The 16,677-nt window shown below is 69.0% G+C and carries 19 protein-coding genes; 11 read left to right on the forward strand and 8 right to left on the reverse strand.

Going from position 1 to position 16,677, the window contains the following annotated elements; translation table 11 throughout:
- Positions 1-24 precede the first annotated feature (24 nt).
- Positions 25-384 (forward strand): WhiB family transcriptional regulator, encoded by a 360-nt coding sequence (locus BST17_RS26325; RefSeq protein ID WP_083061933.1) that lies wholly within the window; start codon positions 25-27, stop codon positions 382-384.
- Positions 385-485: 101 nt separating this feature from the next.
- Here the strand turns inward: BST17_RS26325 and BST17_RS26330 are convergent, their stop codons facing one another.
- Together BST17_RS26330 and BST17_RS26335 are read right to left on the reverse strand one after the other, a co-directional pair.
- Complete coding sequence (locus tag BST17_RS26330) at positions 486-1,607, reverse strand: ArsA family ATPase (protein WP_083061935.1); 1,122 nt, start codon at positions 1,605-1,607, stop codon at positions 486-488.
- Between the two features lie 33 nt (positions 1,608-1,640).
- Entirely contained in the window at positions 1,641-2,669 is a 1,029-nt protein-coding gene (locus tag BST17_RS26335) for an ATPase BagA (RefSeq protein WP_083061938.1), read from the reverse strand.
- A 48-nt stretch (positions 2,670-2,717) separates the two neighbouring features.
- Between BST17_RS26335 and BST17_RS28900 the strand changes: the two genes are divergently transcribed.
- The 3 genes from BST17_RS28900 (at position 2,718) to BST17_RS26345 (ending at position 4,190) form a co-directional block, all read left to right on the forward strand.
- Positions 2,718-2,879, forward strand: a complete 162-nt coding sequence (locus BST17_RS28900) for a Sp36 family protein (protein WP_023986385.1) — start codon at positions 2,718-2,720, stop codon at positions 2,877-2,879.
- Positions 2,876-3,331 carry a RidA family protein gene (locus BST17_RS26340; RefSeq protein WP_083061939.1) on the forward strand — a complete coding sequence of 152 codons (456 nt, stop codon included), beginning with the start codon at positions 2,876-2,878 and terminating at the stop codon, positions 3,329-3,331. Before BST17_RS28900 ends, BST17_RS26340 begins: the two co-directional genes overlap by 4 nt.
- 67 nt (positions 3,332-3,398) lie before the next feature.
- Positions 3,399-4,190, forward strand: coding sequence for an MBL fold metallo-hydrolase (locus tag BST17_RS26345; protein WP_083061940.1), 792 nt, complete (start codon positions 3,399-3,401; stop codon positions 4,188-4,190).
- 54 nt (positions 4,191-4,244) lie between these two features.
- On the opposite strand, the gene crp is transcribed toward BST17_RS26345, so the two are convergent.
- A complete protein-coding gene (crp, locus tag BST17_RS26350) occupies positions 4,245-4,919 on the reverse strand; it encodes a cAMP-activated global transcriptional regulator CRP (RefSeq protein WP_019510750.1) in 675 nt (224 codons plus the stop codon).
- Between the two features lie 104 nt (positions 4,920-5,023).
- Complete coding sequence (locus BST17_RS26355; protein ID WP_083061941.1) at positions 5,024-5,260, reverse strand: hypothetical protein; 237 nt, start codon at positions 5,258-5,260, stop codon at positions 5,024-5,026.
- Positions 5,261-5,353: 93 nt separating this feature from the next.
- Here BST17_RS26355 and nth point away from each other — a divergent pair, with 93 nt between their 5' ends.
- From nth to marP, 4 genes are read left to right on the forward strand one after another with little or no spacing between them, the layout of a single operon-like run.
- Complete coding sequence (nth, locus tag BST17_RS26360) at positions 5,354-6,118, forward strand: endonuclease III (protein ID WP_083061944.1); 765 nt, start codon at positions 5,354-5,356, stop codon at positions 6,116-6,118.
- On the forward strand, positions 6,115-6,786 hold the full coding sequence (locus BST17_RS26365; RefSeq protein WP_083061947.1) for a TlpA family protein disulfide reductase: 672 nt from the start codon (positions 6,115-6,117) through the stop codon (positions 6,784-6,786). Before nth ends, BST17_RS26365 begins: the two co-directional genes overlap by 4 nt.
- Positions 6,779-7,570 (forward strand): NUDIX hydrolase, encoded by a 792-nt coding sequence (locus tag BST17_RS26370; RefSeq protein WP_083061949.1) that lies wholly within the window; start codon positions 6,779-6,781, stop codon positions 7,568-7,570. The genes BST17_RS26365 and BST17_RS26370 overlap by 8 nt, the downstream gene beginning before the upstream one ends.
- Complete coding sequence (gene marP / locus BST17_RS26375; protein WP_083061951.1) at positions 7,567-8,757, forward strand: acid resistance serine protease MarP; 1,191 nt, start codon at positions 7,567-7,569, stop codon at positions 8,755-8,757. Before BST17_RS26370 ends, marP begins: the two co-directional genes overlap by 4 nt.
- Here marP and BST17_RS26380 read toward each other — a convergent pair.
- Both BST17_RS26380 and BST17_RS26385 read right to left on the reverse strand, forming a co-directional pair.
- Positions 8,745-9,683: an alpha/beta fold hydrolase gene (locus BST17_RS26380; protein WP_083061952.1), complete on the reverse strand. Its 939-nt coding sequence runs from the start codon at positions 9,681-9,683 to the stop codon at positions 8,745-8,747. The two genes, marP and BST17_RS26380, sit on opposite strands and share 13 nt — an antisense overlap.
- A 10-nt stretch (positions 9,684-9,693) precedes the next feature.
- On the reverse strand, positions 9,694-10,197 hold the full coding sequence (locus tag BST17_RS26385) for a phage holin family protein (protein WP_083061954.1): 504 nt from the start codon (positions 10,195-10,197) through the stop codon (positions 9,694-9,696).
- A 161-nt stretch (positions 10,198-10,358) separates the two neighbouring features.
- Between BST17_RS26385 and BST17_RS26390 the strand changes: the two genes are divergently transcribed.
- Complete coding sequence (locus tag BST17_RS26390; RefSeq protein WP_083061970.1) at positions 10,359-11,000, forward strand: S1 family peptidase; 642 nt, start codon at positions 10,359-10,361, stop codon at positions 10,998-11,000.
- 14 nt (positions 11,001-11,014) lie between these two features.
- Here the strand turns inward: BST17_RS26390 and acs are convergent, their stop codons facing one another.
- Entirely contained in the window at positions 11,015-12,988 is a 1,974-nt protein-coding gene (gene acs / locus BST17_RS26395) for an acetate--CoA ligase (RefSeq protein WP_083061956.1), read from the reverse strand.
- Between the two features lie 125 nt (positions 12,989-13,113).
- On the opposite strand from acs, the gene BST17_RS26400 reads away from it, so the two are divergent.
- Positions 13,114-13,866: a Fic family protein gene (locus BST17_RS26400; protein WP_083061959.1), complete on the forward strand. Its 753-nt coding sequence runs from the start codon at positions 13,114-13,116 to the stop codon at positions 13,864-13,866.
- Positions 13,867-14,256: 390 nt separating this feature from the next.
- On the opposite strand, the gene BST17_RS26410 is transcribed toward BST17_RS26400, so the two are convergent.
- Positions 14,257-15,132, reverse strand: coding sequence for an HAD-IB family hydrolase (locus BST17_RS26410; protein WP_407937772.1), 876 nt, complete (start codon positions 15,130-15,132; stop codon positions 14,257-14,259).
- 411 nt (positions 15,133-15,543) lie between these two features.
- On the opposite strand from BST17_RS26410, the gene ssd reads away from it, so the two are divergent.
- Positions 15,544-16,605 (forward strand): septum site-determining protein Ssd, encoded by a 1,062-nt coding sequence (ssd, locus tag BST17_RS26415; protein WP_083061963.1) that lies wholly within the window; start codon positions 15,544-15,546, stop codon positions 16,603-16,605.
- The last annotated feature ends 72 nt before the right edge of the window (positions 16,606-16,677 follow it).

Genomic DNA, 16,677 nt, shown 5'->3' on the forward strand with positions numbered 1-16,677 from the left:
AACAGGGGACCGGAGCAAAGGGGAATGCAGGTGTCAGTTACATCGTCTGCCACGCACAGGAGTGCAGGAACGCACGCCCCGACGACTGTTCCGGGAGCCGAGGCCGAAGCTCGTATCGCGTGGGTCTCGCAGGCCCGCTGCCGGCAGGCCGACCCCGACGAACTGTTCGTCCGCGGCGCCGCCCAGCGAAAGGCGGCGGTGATCTGCCGGCACTGCCCCGTCATCGCCGAATGCGGCGCCGACGCGCTGGACAACCGGGTCGAGTTCGGTGTCTGGGGCGGCATGACCGAGCGTCAGCGCCGTGCCCTGCTCAAGCAGCACCCCGAGGTCGTCTCGTGGGCCGATTTCTTCGCCGCGCAGCGTAAGCACCGCAGCGCCGTCTGAGCGGTCCCACTGCACCGCGGCCGACCGGTTCGGCCGCGGTGTCGTCTCTGCGGTTCGACCGCGGTGTCGTCTTCGCGGTTCGACCGCGGTGCCCCGTCCGGTCAGACCCCGGTGAGCTGATCACCGATGGCGCGCAGCGCCTCCAGATCGGACACGTCGAACGGCAACGACGGCACACCGACGATCGCCACATGCGGGTTGGCGCCGGTGAACCGGGACAACAGTCGCACCTCACGCTTGGCGGTCGCCGCCCGGGCGGCGTGAATCCGCAACACCGCCGAGGTCAACCCACCCGCTCCCGTGCTCGCATCCAGCTGGTCGGCGGCCGCTTCGGCTTTCTCGCCGGCCAGGTCGCACAGCGTGGGATGGGTGCGGTTGAGGATCAGTCCGGCCAGCGGCATGTTCTCGCTGGAGAGCCGGTCGACGAAGAAGGATGCCTCGCGCAGGGCGTCGGGCTCGGCCGCCGAGACCACCACGAACTGGGTGCCGCGCCGCTTGAGCAGTTCATAGGTGCGGTCCGCCTTCTCCCGGAAACCGCCGAACGTCGCGTCCAGTGATTGCACGAAACCCGCGGCGTCGGAGAGCATCTGGGAGCCCAGCACGGTCGACATGCCCTTCATGGCCAGGCCGACGGCGCCGGTGACTATGCGCCCGATGCCACGGCCCGGAGCCAGCAGCATCCGCCACAACCGGCTGTCCATGAAGCTGCCCAACCGTTTCGGCGCGTCCAGGAAGTCCAACGCGTTGCGCGACGGCGGGGTGTCCACCACCACCAGATCCCACTTGTCCTCGGCGAGCAGCTGGCCGAGCTTCTCCATGGCCATGTACTCCTGCGTGCCGGCCAGCGAGGTCGCCACCGTCTGATAGAACTGGTTCTCCAGAATCGAGTCCGCGACACCGGGTCCCGAGTACTGCACCACCATCTCGTCGAACGTGCGGCGCATGTCGAGCATCATCGCGTGCAGTTCGCCGGTCACCTCGGGCGCCAGCGGAACCCGCTGCGGGTTGTTGCCCAGGCTCTCGATACCCAGCGCCTGGGCCAGTCGCTTGGCCGGGTCGATGGTCAGCACCACCACGGTGCGGCCCAACTCGGCGGCGCGCAGGGCCATGGCGGCGGCGGTCGTGGTCTTGCCGACCCCACCCGCGCCGCAACACACGATGACGCGGTTGCTGGTGTCGGACAGGATGGTGCCCAGATTCAGGACGGCAGGAGTGGCGCTCATATCAGCTGTTCCTTCGGCTCTGGGCGCGAGCGTTCATCGCACACCTTGGGCGGCAAGTGCTTCGGCGAGTTCGTACAGGCTGCCCAGGTCCACGCCGTCGGCGATGGCCGGCAGCTCGAGGCGGGCCACATCCAGGTCCTTGAGCAGTTCAGCGCTCTCGGCGCGCGCCGCGATGCGGGTGGCGTGCTGGATCGACTCGGTGAGCAGCCCAGCGAAATCGTTGTCTGCCAACGTAATTCCCGCCGACTCGAGATCTGACCGCACCGTGTCGGCGTCGATGTCGCCGGCGGCGGCCTTGGTCAACGCGGGCTCGGGCAGGTAGGACGGGATGTTGCGGTTGACGATGACGCTGCCGATCGGCAGGTCGAGCTCGCGCAACTCGCTGATGGCCTCGATGGTCTCCTGCACCGGCAGCGCCTCCAGCAACGTGACCAGGTGGATGGCGGTCAGATCGGAGTGCAGGATCTTCACCACGCCCTCGGCCTGGGAGTGCACCGGCCCGCCCTTGGCCAACTCGGACACGGCCTTGGTGACATCGAGGAAGCGGGAGATGCGCCCGGTCGGAGGTGCGTCGACGACGATCGCGTCATACGCCGTGACGCCCGGCTTGGCCTGTTTGTCGGACCGGACCACGATCTCCTTGATCTTGCCGGTCAGCAGCACGTCACGCAGACCGGGCGCGATCGTGGTGGCGAACTCGACGGCGCCGATGCGGCGCATGGCCCGCCCGGCGATGCCGAGGTTGTAGAACATGTCGAGGTACTCCAGGAACGCGGCCTCGGTGTCGATGGCCAACGCGTTCACCTGCCCGCCGCCCTCGGCGGTCGCGATCTTCACCTCTTTATAGGGCAGCGGCGGGACGTCGAAGAGCTGGGCGATGCCCTGGCGGCCTTCGACCTCGACCAGCAGCACCCTGCGGCCACCCGCGGCAAGGGACAGCGCCAGCGCCGCGGCGATCGTCGACTTTCCGGTGCCGCCCTTGCCGGTGACGAAGTGCAGACGGGCCTTCGTCAGGCGGGACGGCCAGCCGACCGGCTTGCGGTCGTCGGATGCTTGTTCCACGTCTGCATGCTAACCACCCGGCAGCCGTCGGCGGATAAGCTCTGCCCCATGACTGAAGTGAGCCGTTGGGAGTACGCCACCGTGCCGTTGCTGACGCACGCCACCAAACAGATCCTCGATCAGTGGGGCTCGGATGGTTGGGAGCTGGTCTCGGTACTGCCCGGCCCGACCGGTGAGCAGCACGTCGCGTATCTGAAGCGGCCGAAGTGAGCACGTCGCAGCGCCTTTCCGAGCTCGGTATCGAGCTGCCGGAGGTTGTTGCGCCGCTGGCCGCCTACGTCCCCGCGGTGCGCACCGGCAACCTCGTCTACACCGCGGGCCAGCTGCCGATCCGCGACGGCGCGCTGCTGGCGACCGGCAAGGTCGGCGCCGAGGTGACCGCCGACGAGGCCAAGGAGCTGGCCCGGGTGTGTGGGCTCAACGCGCTGGCCGCGGTGCACGCGCTGGTCGGCATCGACTCGGTGGTGCGCGTGGTCAAGGTGGTCGGATTCGTTGCGTCGGCCGGGGGTTTCGACGGTCAGCCGGGCGTGATCAACGGTGCCTCGGAACTGTTCGGCGAGGTGTTCGGCGAGAGCGGTGCGCACGCCCGTTCGGCGGTCGGGGTGTCCGAGCTGCCGCGTAACGCGCCGGTCGAGGTCGAGATCATCGTCGAGGTCGCGTGAGCGACAGTCAGGCAAGGGTCGCGTGAGCGACAGTCAGGCAAGGGTCGCGTAGGTCGAGGTTGTCGTGATGCATCACCCCGCGTACGGCCGGCTGCGGCCGGTCACCGAGACCGCGTCGGTGCTGTTGTGCGACAACCCGGGAATCATGACGCTGGACGGCACCAACACCTGGGTGCTGCGCGGACCCGGCAGCGACGAGATGGTGATCGTCGATCCCGGACCCGACGATGAGGAGCACATCGACCGGATCGCCGCGCTCGGGTCGATCCCGCTGGTGTTGATCAGCCACAAGCACGGCGACCACACCGACGGCATCGACAAGCTCGTCGCGCGCACCGGGGCGGTGGTCCGGGCGATCGGCAGCGGATTCCTGCGCGGGCTCGGCGGACCGTTGACCGACGGTGAGGTCATCGACGCCGCCGGCCTGCGGATCACCGTGCTGGCCACCCCCGGCCACACCGCCGATTCGCTGTCGTTCCTGGTCGACGATGCCAGTGGCGACCGCGGAGGTGCCGTGCTCACCGCCGACACCGTGCTGGGGCGGGGCACCACCGTCATCGACGACGAGGACGGCAGCCTGGCGGCCTATCTGGATTCGCTGCGCCGGCTGCAGGGGCTGGGCCCGCGCCGGGTGCTGCCCGGGCACGGACCGGATCTGCCGGATCTGGCCGCGGTGGCAACCAGCTATCTGGCACACCGCGAGGAGCGACTGGATCAGGTTCGCGCGGCGCTGCGCGAGATCGGCGAGGACGCCAGCGCCCGACAGGTCGTCGAGCACGTCTACGTCGATGTCGATGAGAAGCTCTGGGACGCCGCGGAGAAGTCGGTCCGGGCCCAGCTGGACTACCTCAGAGCGTGATTTGGGAGTCTCACCCGTAATGGTTACGGGTGAGACTCCACAAACCGCAGGTGACTAGCGGGCGCGGCGGGCCAGCCGCTCGGAATCGCTGATCAGCACGCTCTTGCCCTCCAGGCGGATCCAGCCGCGGTGAGCGAAGTCGGCCAACGCCTTGTTCACGGTCTCGCGCGAGGCGCCGACGAGCTGGGCGATCTCTTCCTGGGTCAGGTCGTGGGTGACGCGCAGCGCGCCGCCCTCCTGGGTGCCGAACCGCTGGGCCAGCTGCAGCAGCTGCTTGGCGACCCGCCCGGGCACGTCGGTGAAGATCAGATCGGCCAGGTTGTTGTTGGTGCGGCGCAGGCGGCGGGCCAACACGCGCAGCAACTGCTCGGCGATCTCGGGGCGGTCGGCGATCCAGGCGCGCAGGGCCTCGCGGTCCATCGATACGGCACGCACCTCGGTGATGGTGGTGGCGCTGGAGGTACGCGGACCGGGGTCGAAGATGGAGAGCTCACCGAACATGTCCGACGGACCCATGATGGTCAGCAGGTTCTCCCGGCCGTCGGGGGAGCGCCGGCCGATTTTCACCTTGCCGGACGTGATGATGTAGAGCCGGTCACCGGGCTCACCCTCGGCGAACACGGTGTGTCCGCGCGGAAAGTCGACGGGCTGCAGCTGTTTGGTCAGTGCAGCGACCGCGGTGGGTTCTACTCCTTGGAAGATTCCGGCCCTGGCCAGGATCTCGTCCACGTTGCCCCTCTTAAGCTCATCCAGTGATATGACACGCGCAGGCCAACCGCAGAGCTGGTCAGCGGATTCAGTCTAGTGGTTGGCGCGTCGGCGACGAGCCAACGCTACACACGATTGGCCTGGCGGGTCGCCGGAAACTGCGGATTGACCCGCTGCGAGGTTGCCGGGCGCGTCGGCAGCCCGGCGTACTCGAGCGGGGCGCGCCGGATCTGCGTGCGTTCCGGTATGTCGGCCCGACGCCCGGTCGTGCTGTCGTCCACCAGACCGGCCTCCAGGCGCTGCAACCCGAAGGTCGCCAACATGAGCAACCCCGGGATGAAGCACACCAGCAACCACGACACATCGAAGAGTAAACACGCTGAACATCTCGGTGCGATCACGGTTTGCCACCGGTCCGCACCTGGCCGTTTGGGCACGTCAGTACCCTGTTTCGAGTGACCGCCAGCAGCACCCGGAGCAAATCATCGGCCGCGTGGGACCGCGAGACGCCGTTGGGCCGCGTCCGGCGTGCCCGCCGGATGAACCGCACCCTGGCGGTGGCCTTCCCACACGTCTACTGCGAGCTGGACTTCACCAATCCGCTCGAGCTCACGGTGGCGACCATCCTGTCCGCACAGTGCACCGACAAGCGCGTCAACCTGACCACCCCGGCACTGTTCGCGCGGTACCGCACCGCGCTGGACTACGCGCAGGCAGATCGCGCGGAACTGGAGGAGCTGATCCGGCCCACCGGCTTCTATCGCAACAAGGCCAACTCGCTGATCAACCTCGGCACCGAACTGGAGGCCCGCTTCGACGGCGAGGTCCCCGCCACGCTCGAGGACCTGGTGACGCTGCCCGGTATCGGCCGCAAGACGGCCAACGTGGTGCTGGGCAATGCCTTCGACATCCCGGGCATCACGGTGGACACCCACTTCGGGCGGCTGGTGCGGCGGTGGCGCTGGACCGATGAGGAGGACCCGGTCAAGGTCGAGCATGCCGTCGGGGAGCTGATCGAACGCCGCGAGTGGACGCTGCTCAGCCACCGGGTCATCTTCCACGGCCGCCGCGTCTGCCACGCCCGCCGCCCCGCGTGCGGGGTGTGCGTGCTGGCCAAGGACTGCCCCTCCTTCGGGGCGGGTCCGACCGACAAGGCAACCGCCGCCGCCCTGGTGAAGGGCCCCGAGACCGAGCATCTGCTGGCGCTGGCCGGATTGTGAGTCGCTCGGCCCGGTGGACCGTCGCGGTCCTGATCGTCTTCGTCGCGCTCGGCTATGCGCTGTGGCGCGAGCTGGGCACCGATCCCGCCGGACCCGCCGCTTCGGTCGACTCCCCGGCGCCGGCCGAGCGTGACCGCCGCGCGGCCGACACCCCGGAAGCCCTCGCCGGACCGCGGGCCCGGGCCGATCTGCCGCCCTGCCCGGACACCGGCACCGGCACCGGAGCCGGAGCCGGGCCGGCGCAGCTGCGCGGCATCACGTTGGAGTGCGCGGGCGACGGCACCTCGGTCGACGTGGCCGCGGCGGTGGCCGGGCGACCGGTGGTGCTCAACCTGTGGGCCTACTGGTGCGGCCCGTGCGCCGACGAGCTGCCCGCACTGGTCGAATATCAGCGTCGGATGGGGCCGCGGGTGCTGGTGCTGACCGTGCATCAGGACGAGAACGAAGCGGCCGGCCTGTTGCGGCTCGCCGAGCTCGGGGTGCGGTTGCCGACGCTGCAGGACGGTCGTCGGCTGGTCGCCGCGGCGCTCAAGGTGCCCAACGTGATGCCTGCGACGGTGGTGCTGCGTGCGGACGGTAGCGTGGCCGAAATTCTGCCGCGGCCCTTCACCGACGCCGACGAGATCGCCGCGGCGGTGAATCCGTTGATAGGGGTGCCCGTTGGCTGAGCTGTCCCCGGACGCCGCGCCGGCCTGGCTGCGTCCCCTGGTCGACAACGTCGCCGCCGTCCCGAACGCCTACCGCAACCGGGTGCCCGCCGACGTGCTGGCCGCCATCAGCGCCGCCAACGCCGATGCCACCCGGGCCGGCACCAAACGCGACGCGGCGGTGCTGGTGTTGTTCTCCGGTCCCCCCGATGCGCCGTCCTCCGGCCCGCCGCCGGGGCACATAGGCGGCCCGCCGCCGCCGGAAACCGACCTGTTGGTCACCGTCCGGGCGTCCTCGCTGCGCAACCATTCCGGGCAGGCGGCGTTCCCGGGCGGGGTGTCCGATCCCGAGGACGACGGGCCGGTCGCGACCGCGCTGCGCGAGGCCCGCGAGGAGACCGGGGTCGACACCGACCGGTTGACCCCGCTGGCCGTACTGGACCGGATGTTCATCCCGCCGACCGGTTTTCACGTGGTGCCGGTGCTGGCCTACTCGCCCGATCCCGGGCCGGTGGGCGTCGTCGACCCCGCCGAGGCCGCCATTGTGGCGCGGGTTCCACTGCGCGCGTTCATCAATCCCGAGAACCGGCTGATGGTGTACCGGCAGGCCAACACCAGCCGGTTCGCCGGGCCGGCCTTCCTGCTCAACCAGATGCTGGTCTGGGGTTTCACCGGCCAGGTGATCTCGGCGCTGCTGGACGTCGCGGGCTGGGCGCAACCGTGGAACGTCGACGACGTGCGTGAACTGGAGGAGGCAATGGCCTTGGTGGAGCCGCCCAGCCAGTACGGTGAAGCCCAACGATGACTCCCTCACAGTGGCTCGACCTCGCGATCCTCGCCGTCGCCTTCGTGGCCGCGGTTTCCGGCTGGCGCTCCGGCGCGCTCGGCTCGCTGCTGTCGTTCATCGGCGTTGTGCTCGGCGCGGTCGCTGGCGTGCTGCTGGCGCCGCATCTGGTCGGCAACATCGACGGGCCCCGCACCAAGCTCTTCGCGACGCTGTTCCTCATCCTGGCCCTGGTGGTGATCGGCGAGATCGCCGGCGTGGTGCTGGGGCGGGCGGTGCGCGGCGCGCTGCGCAACCCGGTGCTGCGATTCGTCGATTCGATCATCGGCTCGGCGCTGCAACTGGTGACGGTGCTGATCGCGGCCTGGCTGCTCGCGTCGCCGCTGACCAGTCAGCCGACGCTGGCCGGCGCGGTCCGCGGGTCCAAGGTGCTCACCGAGGTCAACAACCTGGCACCGGAATGGCTGCAGAAGGTGCCCGCCCGGCTGGCCGGTCTGCTGGACACCTCCGGGTTGCCGGCGGTGCTGGAGCCGTTCAGTCGCACCCCGGTCGTCGCCGTCGACGCTCCCGACACGGCATTGGCGACATCCCCGGTGATCGAGGCGACCCGCGGCAGCGTCGTGAAGATCCGCGGTGTCGCACCGAGTTGCCAGAAGGTGCTCGAAGGCAGCGGTTTCGTCATCGCGCCGAACCGGGTGATGTCCAACGCGCACGTCGTCGCCGGTGCCGAGACGGTCACCGTCGAGGTCGACGGGCAGACCTACGACGCCACGGTGGTGTCCTACGACCCGAACCAGGACATCTCCATCCTGGCGGTGCCCGACCTGCCGTCGGTGCCGCTGGTGTTCGACGACGCCGAGGCCGAACCGACCACCGACGCCATCGTGATGGGCTATCCCGGCGGCGGCGACTTCACCGCGACCCCGGCGCGGGTGCGCGAGACGATCGAACTCAACGGCCCCGACATCTACAACTCCACGACGGTCAACCGCACGGTCTACACCATCCGGGGCTCGGTCAAGCAGGGCAATTCCGGCGGCCCGATGATCGACAAGGACGGCAAGGTACTCGGGGTCGTCTTCGGTGCCGCGGTCGACGATGCCGACACCGGGTTCGTGCTCACCGCCCAGCAGGTGCTGCCGCAGCGCATGCAGGTCGGCAACACCGCACCGGTGCCGACCGGCGTCTGCATCGGTCAGCCCGGATAGACGGTGCCCAGGAACCGCTGCAGCGCGGCGGTGACCTCCCGGGGCTGCTCCTCGTGGGCGAAATGCCCTGCACCGGAGACGGTCTCATAGGTCCCGTCCGGTGCGTAGGGCAGCGACCGGAGCACCGGGTCGGCCAGCACGTAGGGGTCGACCGTGCCGTGCAGGTGCAGTAGCGGCACCGTGATCGGCCGGGCCATCGAGTGCATGAACCGCCGGCCCTCACCGCGGATCTGACTGCGCACCGCCCAGCGCTGGTATTCCAATGTGGAGTGCGCCGCACCCGGGATCTGGATGGCTCGGCGCAGCTGCCGCATGGTGACCGCGAAGTCCTCGGTGGCCACCCAACCGTCACCGGAGCGGTCGCGCACCACCCGTTCGATCTCGGCCGCGTTGTGCCGGGTCAGCTTGCGTTCCGGCCACCTGGGCACCTGATAGCGCAACAGCCAGGGCAGCAGGGCACGACGCTGGGCGGCGTTGCCCAGTACCGAGGCCCGCAGCGCGACCGGGTGCGGTGAGCTGATCAGCGCGACGGCGTCGACGGCCCGCGGATGCAGCAGCGAGGTGGCCCAGCAGACCAGCCCGCCGTCGGCGTGCCCGACCAGCGTGGCCGAGCTGTGGCCCAGTGCGCGGACCAGACCGGCGGTGTCCCCGGCCAATGTCCACCCGTCGTAGCCGCGGGGCGGTTTGTCGCTGTCCCCGTAGCCACGCAGGTCGACGGCGACCACGCGGGCATTCGTCAGTCCGCGCAGCTGATGCCGCCACGACCACCAGAAATCGCCGAAACCGTGCAACAGGATGACCAGTGGGGCGCCCGGCTGGGCGCCGTCTGCCTCCACCACGTGGAAGCGGATGCCGTTGGCGTGCACCTGCAGGTGCCGCCACGGCCCGTCGATGCGCACCACCGACGGGTCCGGCCGGAACTGCATGGGGCTGCGGCTACCAGCCCGACGGATCGGTGGTGATCGCCGGGCGTGCCGGCTCGGCGTGCTTGTCCGAGCCCGGGGTGAGTGCTTCCTTGGTCTCTTTGACCGAGGCGATGGTTTCCCGCGGCCCGCGGATGCGCCGAACCTTCAGGTACCCCAGCAGCGCCAGCGCGGCGGTCACCACGACCATCACACCGAAGACGATGAGGAATGCCGCCCAGCGCCACAGCCAGGTGTCGAGCAGCTCGGCGATGAAGAAGAACAGGAAGAACGTCGAATAGAAGAGCACCACCAGCGCGGCGATGAAGTAGAGGCTGCCGGTCAGCCCCTTCTTGACGTCGCGGGTGATCTCCGCCTTGGCCAGCTCCACCTCGGCCCGCACCAGCGTCGAGACCTGGGCGGTCGCGTCCTTGACCAGGTCGCCGATGGACGGGTCGGCCTTGGGTGCATGCGGGTCGACGAGCGGAATCGACGTCACAGTGGCCGGCACGCCGTTCTTGCGGTCGCTGGTGCTCATAGAAGGCTATGTTGCCATGCTCCCGGGGTGAGCGAAGCGATGGGACAGCCAGGGTTGTCTTCTGGCCGACATAGAATGGCGGCCACCAAATGAATGGGGAGACCTTGAGGCACCGCTGGCAGTCCATTGCGCGAATCGTTTCGCTGGCGGTGCTGGCCCCGATGGCTCTGTTGATGAGCCCGGTGGCCCATGCCGACGGTCCGGTGCCCCTCGGTGGCGGTTCGGGCATCGTGATCGACGGTCACGCGTTCTGCACGCTCACCGCGATCGGCCACGACGGCGCGGGCAAGTTGATCGGCTTCACCTCGGCGCACTGCGGCGGCCCCGGTGCCGTCGTCGCCGCAGAGGGTGTCCCGACGGCGGGCACGCTCGGCGTCATGGTCGCGGGCAACGACAACCTCGATTACGCGGTGATCGAATTCGATCCGCAACGGGTGGCACCGGTCAACACCGTCGACGGGTTCCGCATCGACGGTCTCGGCCCGGATCCGGCGTTCGGTGAGATCGCCTGCAAGCTCGGCCGCACCACCGGCTACTCGTGCGGCGTCACCTGGGGCCCGGGTCAGGATCCCGGCACCATCCTCAACCAGGTGTGCGGTCAGCCCGGTGACTCCGGCGCGCCGGTGACCGTCAACAACCGGCTGGTCGGCATGATCCACGGCGCGTTCACCGAGGAACTGCCGACCTGCGTGGTGCAGTACATCCCGCTGCACACGCCGGCCGTCACCATGTCGATGTCCACCGTGCTGGCGGATATCACCAGCAAGAATCGGCCAGGCGCCGGCTTCGTGCCGATCGCCTGACCGATTGTCGCCGGCTACTTGCTGGCGCGGATCGCCTCGAAGACGCTGGGGTCGACCAGGGTCGAGGTGTCACCGAGCTCGCGGCCCTCGGCCACATCGCGCAGCAGCCGCCGCATGATCTTGCCGCTGCGGGTCTTCGGCAGTTCCGGAACCACGTGGATCTCACGGGGTTTGGCGATCGGCGAGATCTCCTTGGACACCTCGGCGCGCAGTTCGTCGACCATCTGCTCGTGCGACAGCTCGGCGGCGTGGCTCTTGAGGATGACGAAGGCGCAGATGCCCTGACCGGTGTGCTCGTCGGTGGCGCCGACGACGGCGGCCTCGGCCACCCCGGCGTGCCCGACGAGTGCGGACTCCACCTCGGCGGTCGAGATGCGGTGTCCCGACACGTTCATCACATCGTCGATGCGGCCCAGCACCCAGATCTCGCCGTCGCTGCCGTAGCGGGCTCCGTCACCGGCGAAGTACCAACCCTGCTCGGCGAAGCGCGACCAGTAGGTCTCCCTGAACCGTTCGTCATCGCCCCAGATGCCGCGCAGCATCGACGGCCACGGCTTGTCCAGCACCAGATAGCCGGTGGTCTGTTCGGCGCCGTCGACCGCGGGGACCAGATCGTTGCCGTCGTCGTCGACGATCTTGGCCGAGATGCCGGGCAGCGGTGTCATCGCCGAACCGGGCTTGCAGTCGGTCACGCCGGGCAGTGGCGAGATCATGATCGCGCCGGTCTCGGTCTGCCACCAGGTGTCCACGATCGGGGTCTTGTCGCCGCCGAAGACCAGTCGGTACCAGCGCCACGCCTCGGGGTTGATGGGCTCACCGACCGAGCCGAGCAACCGGATGCTGGACAGGTCGTGTTCGAATGCCAGTTCGCGGCCCCACTTCATGAACGTGCGAACCACGGTGGGGGCGGTGTAATAGATTGACACACCGTACTTTTCGATGACCTGGAAGTGGCGGTGCTCATCCGGGGAGGCCGGGGTGCCCTCATAGACCACCTGGGTGGCGCCGTTGGACAGCGGCCCGTAGACGATGTAGGTGTGCCCGGTGACCCAGCCGATATCGGCTGTGCACCAGTACACATCGGTCTCGGGCTTGAGGTCGAACACATTGTGGTGGGTGTAGGAGGCCTGGGTCAGGTAGCCGCCCGAGGTGTGCACGATGCCCTTGGGCTTGCCGGTGGTGCCCGAGGTGTACAGCAGAAAGAGTGGCTGCTCGGAGTCGAAGGCCTCGCAGGCGTGCTCGACCGATGCCTTCGGCACCGTCTCGTCCCACCACAGGTCGCGACCCTCGGTCCACGGTGTGTCGATTCCGGTGCGGCGCACCACCAGAACGTGCTCGACCGGGTTGTCGTCGCCCAGGCCTTCGAGCGCCTCGTCGACGCCGACCTTGAGCGGGGCGGCCTTGCCGCGGCGGAACTGGCCGTCGGAGGTGATGACCAGTTTCGCCTGGGCATCCTCGATGCGGGCCTTGAGCGCCGAGGCGGAGAAGCCGGCGAAGACGACCGAATGCATGGCACCGAGGCGGGCACACGCCAGCATCGCGATGATCGCCTCGGGCACCATCGGCATGTAGATGGCCACCCGGTCACCGGCGCCCAAGCCGAGTTCGGTCAGCGTGTTGGCCGCCTGATTCACCTCGTCCTGCAACTGGGCGTAGGTGATGGTGCGCGCGTCGCCGACGGGTTCGCCCTCCCAGTGGATGGCCACCCGGTCACCGTTGCCGGCCTCGACGTGGCGGTCCACGCAGTTGTAGGCGACATTGAGCTTGCCGCCGACGAACCACTTCGCGAACGGCGCGTCCGACCAGTCCAGCACCTCGTCGAACGGCGTCGCCCAGGACAGCCGGTTGGCCTGGGTGGCCCAGAACCCCAACCGGTCGGCCTCGGCCTGGTCGTAGAGATCACGGGTGGCGTTCGCGTTGGCCGCGAACTCGGCGGGCGGGGGATAGGCTGAGGGCACGCCGGTCTGCGTCGCTGTGGTGTCGCTCATGGGTGTGAGCCTAGTCACCTGAGGTTGCAGCAGCGTTGGGGCATCACACGGTGCGCTGCGGACGGCGGCCGAACTGCGCCGAACGTCGAAGATTGCAAGCCCAGCGGTCGGCTAGCGTGGGCCGGATGACCGATCCGCTCGCCCCACTGGTGTCTCTGGAAGGTGTTGCCGCTGCCGGCGACGAGGCGCGGGAGGCGCTGGGCCGGGCGCACCGGCACCGCACCAATCTACGCGGCTGGCCGGCAACCGCGGCCGAGGCGGCGCTGCGGGCCGCGCGGGCGAGTTCGGTACTCGACGGCGGCTCGCTGAATCTGTCCGAGTCGGGGGACCCGGATCCGGTGCTGGCCGGGGCGCTGCGGGTGTCCGAGGCACTCGAAGGTGGCGCGACCGCGCTGACCCAGGTGTGGCAGCGCGCGCCGCTGCAGGCATTGGCCCGACTGCATTCGTTGGCCGCCGCCGATCTGGTGGATGACGATCACCTGGGCCGGCCCCGGCCGGCACCGGAGGTCGGGCCGCGGCTGGAGATGCTGGCGGAGCTGGTGACCGGCGGGACGTCGGTGCCCGCGTTCGTGTTGGCCGCCGTCGCGCACGGGGAGCTGTTGACCCTCGAGCCGTTCGGTTCGGCCGACGGTGTGGTGGCGCGGGCGGTGTCGCGGTTGATCACGATGTCCAGTGGGCTGGATCCGCACGGGCTCGGTGTCCCGGAGATGTTCTGGATGAAGCAGTCCGGCAACTATCGCGCAGCGGCGCGCGGGTTCGCGTCGGGGACGCCGAACGGGTTGGGCGCCTGGCTGGTGCTGAGCAGTCAGGCGCTGCATGCCGGTGCGCGCGAGGCACTCTCGATCGCAGAGGCGGCCCGGGACAAGCCGGCGACATGAAGCGGGCGACGTTCCGTTGTCAGATTTGCATCTGACACGGCTCGCCGCCCGCTAGCACGGATTCCGGTTACCAAGCGTGCTGAGGTGGGTTGTGTGGGTGGCCTCGGCGATCTTGCGATGCGCTACGGGTGCAACCCCACCCAAGGAGTTGACAACGTCATTCGCTTTTCGCAATTCCGCAGGCCCACAACGCTTCTGCCTGTATCGCGGCTTGAGCTCCGCGTGGGTTCCGGGGATCCGTGCTGGGAGTCCCGACTCGGGAGATCACACCTTCTCTTCCGGTGTGGCCTTGGCCTTGCCGAGCTCCGTGCACTCCTTTGTACTACGTGACCGCGGTCACATCAAGTATCAACCCGGGATTGATCCCGATCGTTATGAGGACGTTCTCAGCTACCGACGGGTAGTGGTGCGCGGCAACACCTTCCGCAGCAGCGAATAGGTCAGCGCGCCGCCGGCCAGCGCGCTCAGGCCGACCGCCACCGTGGTGGCTACGGCGGCGCCTGAGGGTGCGGGCAGTCGGTCGCGCAGGGAGACCGGCCGGGTGAACGCCAGCACCGGCCAGCCGCGAACCCCGGCCTCCTTGCGCAACGCGCGGTCGGGGTTGACCACCGAGGGATGTCCGACGGCCTCCAGCATCGGCAGATCGGTGATCGAATCCGAGTAGGCGTAGCAGTGCTCGAGCGCATAACCCTCGCGTTCGGCGAGCTCTCGGATCGCTTCGACCTTGCCCTCGCCGAAGCAGTAGAACGCGACCTCGCCGGTGTACTTGCCGTCCGCGACGACCATCCGGGTGGCCATCGCGTGGGTGGCTCCGAGTGCCGCCGCGATCGGCGCGACGATCTCTTCGCCCGATGCCGACACCACGACGACATCGCGCCCGCACAGCTTGTGGTCGGCGATCAGGTTGGCCGCCTCGGCGAACACGAGGGGGTCGACGATCTCGTGCAGGGTCTCACCGACGACCGAGCGCACCTGTTCGACGTCCCACCCGGTGCACATATCGGTCAGGTAGGTGCGCATCCGATCCATCTGGTCGTGGTCCGCGCCCGACATGAGGAAGAGAAATTGCGCGTATGAGGACTTGAGAACGGCCCTTCTGTTGAGCAGCCCCTGATCGAAGAAAGGTTTGCTGAAAGCGAGGGTGCTGGACTTCGCGATGACCGTTTTGTCCAGATCGAAGAAGGCCGCCGTGCGAACGGGTCGACCGTCCTGTAGTGCGGGATCGGTCGCGGTGGCAAAATCAGCGGGTCCGTCAGCTACCGTCACGGCTCCCAGCATAGGGGGCGAATGCGGGAAGGTTTTCCCAACGCTGGGAAAGTGGCAGTTCTGGACACCTGTCGCAAACTGCAGCAATTTCGCCCCTGCCTGCGAATTCAGTCGTCCGCTACTTGCGCCTGACAGTGAATCCGTGTGTATAGTGACAGTCACTCGGCCTTAGCCGAGTGTGGATCAGCCCGACCCCCCGGGGCTGATACACGACGACCTCCGCCTCCTCCCCCCCTGGCGGGGGTCGTCCCTTTTTGGGGACCTTTTTATTTTCGGCGTCAATTCTTTGCGTCATCGGCAAGATTGCGGAACGCCGTTTTCACCGCGGACTTCCATCCACAGTCGCCTGTTCATCCACAGATCTGCGTTCGCCACTGGTGCGGTGTCAGCCGCGCCCCGCACGCTCTAGGGGTGACATCGACCGCCTTGTTCGCCCTGGTGCAGGACCCGTCGCTGCGTGACGACGTGGACCGGGTCGCCGCCGCTGCCGGGCTGCGGGTGGTGCACACCGAGCGCCCGTCCGGCCGGGCGGCGTGGCTCAAAGCGGTGGCCGTGGTGCTCGATGTTCCTGCGGCCGACGGGCTGGCGGCTGCCGACCTGCCGCGCCGGGATCGGGTGCTGTTGGTGGGTCGCGACACCCCCGGCGTCCAGGAGTGGCGAGTCGCGGCACGCGTTGGCGCGCAACACTTCTTCCGACTGCCGGACCAGGACGAGGAACTGGTGGCGGCCTTCGCCGCCGCGACGGCCGAGTGCGGTTCCGATGGCAGGGAGGGCGCCGTCCTCGCCGTGCTGGGTGGTTGCGGCGGCGCCGGTGCTTCGCTGTTCGCCACCGCGCTGGCGCTGGCGGCGGAGTCGGCGCTGCTGATCGATGCCGATCCGTGGAGCGGAGGTATCGATCTGGCCCTGGGCACCGAAGGAGTGGCCGGACTGCGCTGGCCGGACCTGGCGCTGCGCGACGGCCGGCTCGGCTTCGACGCGCTGCGCGCCGCGCTGCCCACCCGGCGTGCGGTCACGGTGCTCTCGGGTGGCCGCAGCGGTGGGGAGATCGAGGCCGGTCCATTGTCGGCTGTCATCGCGGCCGGCCGGCGCGCCGGGGTCACGGTGGTCTGCGACGTCCCGCGCCGGGCCACTGCGGTTACCGAGGTGGCGCTGCAGTCGGCGGACCTGGTGGTGGTGATCACCCGCGCCGATGTCCGTGCCGCGGTGGCCGCCGGAGCCCTCGCCGACTGGGCCCGGACGGTCAACCCCAATCTCGGTCTCGTGGTCCGCGGCCCCTCGCCCGGCGGACTGCGGGCCGCCGACCTGGCCACCGGGGTCGGCCTTCCGCTGCTGGCGACCATGCGACCCCAGCCCGGACTGGCGGTCGGGTTGGAACGTGGTGGTCTGCAGCTCGGCGCCCGCTCACCGCTGGCGACCGCTGCGGCGAAGGTGCTGCGGGTGTTGCGTGGCCAACCGATGGCGGCGGCATCATGAGCGACGCTTGCGGAGCGAATCGAGGGGTGGCATGCGGGGCCCGAGCTTGCGAGGGGACCGCATGAGCGACGC

The sequence above is a fragment of the Mycolicibacterium bacteremicum genome, assembly GCF_002086115.1.
Classification (GTDB): Bacteria; Actinomycetota; Actinomycetes; order Mycobacteriales; family Mycobacteriaceae; genus Mycobacterium; species Mycobacterium bacteremicum.